This is a genomic window from Candidatus Pelagibacter sp. (genome assembly GCF_052049815.1).
In the GTDB taxonomy this organism is placed as follows: domain Bacteria; phylum Pseudomonadota; class Alphaproteobacteria; order Pelagibacterales; family Pelagibacteraceae; genus Pelagibacter.
On the sequence record NZ_JBNGZG010000068.1, the window covers coordinates 1 to 3,284 of the forward strand.

Annotated in this window: 4 protein-coding genes; 3 read left to right on the plus strand and 1 reads right to left on the minus strand. The window is 24.4% G+C overall.

Annotation, left to right across the window (positions count from 1 at the left end):
- The first annotated feature begins 69 nt into the window (after nt 1–69).
- The 3 genes from ACTT9D_RS07040 to ACTT9D_RS07050 are packed head-to-tail and all read left to right on the plus strand — an operon-like array spanning nt 70 to nt 2,604.
- Nucleotides 70–795: an imidazole glycerol phosphate synthase cyclase subunit gene (locus ACTT9D_RS07040; protein ID WP_440931073.1), complete on the plus strand. Its 726-nt coding sequence runs from the start codon at nt 70–72 to the stop codon at nt 793–795.
- Nucleotides 788–1,408, plus strand: a complete 621-nt coding sequence (gene hisH, locus ACTT9D_RS07045; RefSeq protein ID WP_440931074.1) for an imidazole glycerol phosphate synthase subunit HisH — start codon at nt 788–790, stop codon at nt 1,406–1,408. Before ACTT9D_RS07040 ends, hisH begins: the two co-directional genes overlap by 8 nt.
- The gene (locus ACTT9D_RS07050; RefSeq protein WP_440931075.1) at nt 1,405–2,604 is read left to right on the plus strand and encodes an N-acetyl sugar amidotransferase; all 1,200 of its coding nucleotides are present in this window, start codon (nt 1,405–1,407) and stop codon (nt 2,602–2,604) included. Before hisH ends, ACTT9D_RS07050 begins: the two co-directional genes overlap by 4 nt.
- Before the next feature lie 4 nt (nt 2,605–2,608).
- On the opposite strand, the gene ACTT9D_RS07055 is transcribed toward ACTT9D_RS07050, so the two are convergent.
- Nucleotides 2,609–3,262 carry an acylneuraminate cytidylyltransferase family protein gene (locus tag ACTT9D_RS07055; RefSeq protein WP_440931076.1) on the minus strand — a complete coding sequence of 218 codons (654 nt, stop codon included), beginning with the start codon at nt 3,260–3,262 and terminating at the stop codon, nt 2,609–2,611.
- Between the last annotated feature and the right edge of the window lie 22 nt (nt 3,263–3,284).

A 3,284-nucleotide genomic window follows, 5' to 3' on the forward strand; every position in this document is an offset into this window, starting at 1 on the left:
AAAATTAATTTCTTGATAAATTGAGACATAAATAATAGCTAATATTTTGTATCATTCAAATTAATAAATATGAGAATATTTTCAAGATTAGATATAAAAAATGAAAAGGTTATCAAAGGTATCAACTTTGAAGGTTTAAGAAAAATTGGTGATCCATTAACTTTAGCAAAAAACTATTACGAACAAAAAATTGATGAGATACTTTTAGTTGATGCTGTAGCAAGTCTTTATAGAAGAAATAATCTTTTTGAAATTATTAAGAAAATAACCAAAGAAATTTTTTGTCCAATAACTCTTGGTGGTGGTATAAGAAATTTAAAAGATATTGAAAATGCATTATCATCAGGTGTAGATAAAATAGCTATAAATTCATATGCAACTGAAAAACCTAAGTTTTTAAGAGAAGCAATTAAATACTTTGGTTCAAGCACAATAGTTTCAAATATAGAGGCGAAAAAAATTGATAAAAATTGGGAAGTTTATAAATACTATGGAAGAGAAAAAACTGGCTATACAATTATTGATTGGATTAAAACTGTTCAAGATTATGGATGTGGTGAAATCTTATTAACAAGTATTGATAAAGAAGGTACACAAAATGGCTTGGATTATGATTTATTAAATTTTGTGTATCATAAAATCAATTGTCCATTGATATTTTCTGGTGGGTTTAATGGAATTCAAGATTTAAAGAAATTAAAAAAATTTAAGAAAATAAAAAATTTGAGTATTTCAGTAGCATCTGCTTTACATTACAAAGAGATTACAGTTAAAGAAATTAAAAAAAATGTTTAAAGTTTGTATTTTAGATTATGGTTTAGGAAATATACAAAGCTTAAAGAATGCTCTAAATAAGATAGGTATTCAAAGTGATTTTTATTCAGAAAAAAAAAAAGTTAACTATGATTTGATATTTATTCCAGGGATTGGATCATACTTTAAAGCAAGTAAATTAATTTTTAAAAAAGAATATATAAATTTTTTAAATATAAAAAATAAAAATGCAAAAATATTTGGCATTTGTTTAGGTATGCAAATTTTTTCAACATTAGGTGATGAATTTGGAGTCTCAAAAGGTTTAAATTATATTCCAGGTAAAACTGTAAAAATTAAAAATCCCAAAAATAAACTTATACTACCATTTGTAGGTTATTTTAATGTGAAATTTAACAATTTAAAAGAATTTCATTTTTTAAAAGAATTTAATAATAAAAAATTTTATTTTGTTCATTCTTATGAAATTAAACCAAAATTTAAATCACATATTTTATCTGTTACTAATAATCAAAGTACTTTATATTGTTCTGCAGTAGCGAATGAAAGATATTTTGGAACACAATTCCATCCTGAAAAAAGTGGTGATTTAGGCTTGGACTTTTTAAAAAAAGTTATTTTAAATATAATATGAAAAAAAATTATTCACAATATGGTTTACCAAAAATTGTTAAATTTTGTAAAAAGTGCGTAATTTCAAATCAAAGACCTAATTCAGTTGTAGAATTTAAAAATAAAAATAATCAAAAAAAAGGAATTTTTTTTAACACAGAAGGAGTATGTCAGGCCTGTGAATATTCTGAGCTGAAATCAAATATAAATTGGGAATTAAGAGAAAAAAATTTGTTAAAGCTTCTATCAAAATATAGAAAAAATAATGGATATGATTGTATAGTTCCAGGTAGTGGTGGAAAAGACTCGGCATTTACAGCTCATATTTTGAAATACAAGTATGGAATGAATCCATTAACTGTAACTTGGGCCCCACATTTATACACAAATATTGGATGGGAAAATTTTACAAACTGGATGCATAAAGGTGGTCTTGATAATATTCTTTTTACTCCAAATGGAAAACTTCACAGATATTTAACTAAACTTGCTTTTGTAAATTTGCTACATCCTTTTCAACCTTTTATCATTGGACAAAGAATGATAGGCCCAAAAATTGCAGAGAAATTTAATATTCCTTTAGTTATTTATGGTGAGAATCAAGCTGAGTACGGAAATAAAATTGAAGAAAATAAAAATCCACTGATGGATGTAAGTTTTTTTTCAAGTGATAATGAAAAAAATTTAACTTTTGGAGGTTTGAAACTCAAAGAAATTTTAAAAAAAACTGATTTTAAAATTAATGATTTTGATCCTTACTTACCATTGAATTTTAAAACAATAAAAAAAAATAAGATTAAAGTAGCTTATTTGGGATATTTTTTAAAATGGGATCCTCAAGAATGTTTTTATTATGCTTCTAAAAATACTGGTTTTGTGCCTAACACAGAAAGAACAGAGGGTAGTTATTCGAAGTATTCAAGTATTGATGATAAAATAGACCCATTTCATTACTACACAACATATATTAAATTTGGAATTGGTAGAGCAACTTATGATGCTTCACAAGAAATTAGAAATAACAAGATAGATCGAGAAGAAGGGATTGGTCTTGTGAAAACATATGACCATGAATTTCCAGAAAAGTATTTTAAAGATTTTTTAAATTATATTGATGTATCCAAAGATAAATTTTTCCAAATCACTTCAAATTTTAGATCTCCTCATTTATGGAGTAAAAGTAAAAATAAATGGAAGCTTAAAAGTACAGTCTATTAAATTGTTAATTAATTGCTATCTTCTTTAAATCTTCTTTAGTATTTATATCTACACTATCTTTTTTTGCCATTTTAAAAATTTTAATTTTGGTTAATGGAATTTTTTTTTTTGATTTGAAGTAATTATTTAAAGAAAATATATATATAGCTCCATTTGGCAAAAATACTTCTGGCAAATTTTGATCGTTATCATTAAAAAATCTTTTTGACATTGGTATATCATTATTTTTATTTTTAATTATTGATTTTAAAACTGACCTATCTTGCACACTAGCACTTATAATGGTATGAGTAGGAAACTTCTTTGATAGCCATATAGCTTTAGATATATGCTTCCGAGTTCTTAATGGAGATGTTGGTTGTAAATAAACTAAATAATAGTTTTTATATTTTTTTAAATTGAGTGATTTTAAAAAATTAAGAATCACCTCATTTGCTGTACTGTTTTTCTTTGCAAAAACTTTTGGTCTTAAATGTATATATGCACCTTTTTTTTGAGAAACTTCCAAGATTTTCTTTGAATCAGATGAGATATAGGTTTGATAGATATCTTTGCAATTTATGGATGCTTCTAGCGTATATTCAAATAACATTTTTTTGCCAATTTTAGTTAAATTTTTATTTTTTAATCTAGATGATTTTTTTTTTGCAGGAATTATTGATGTCTATTATACACATCTC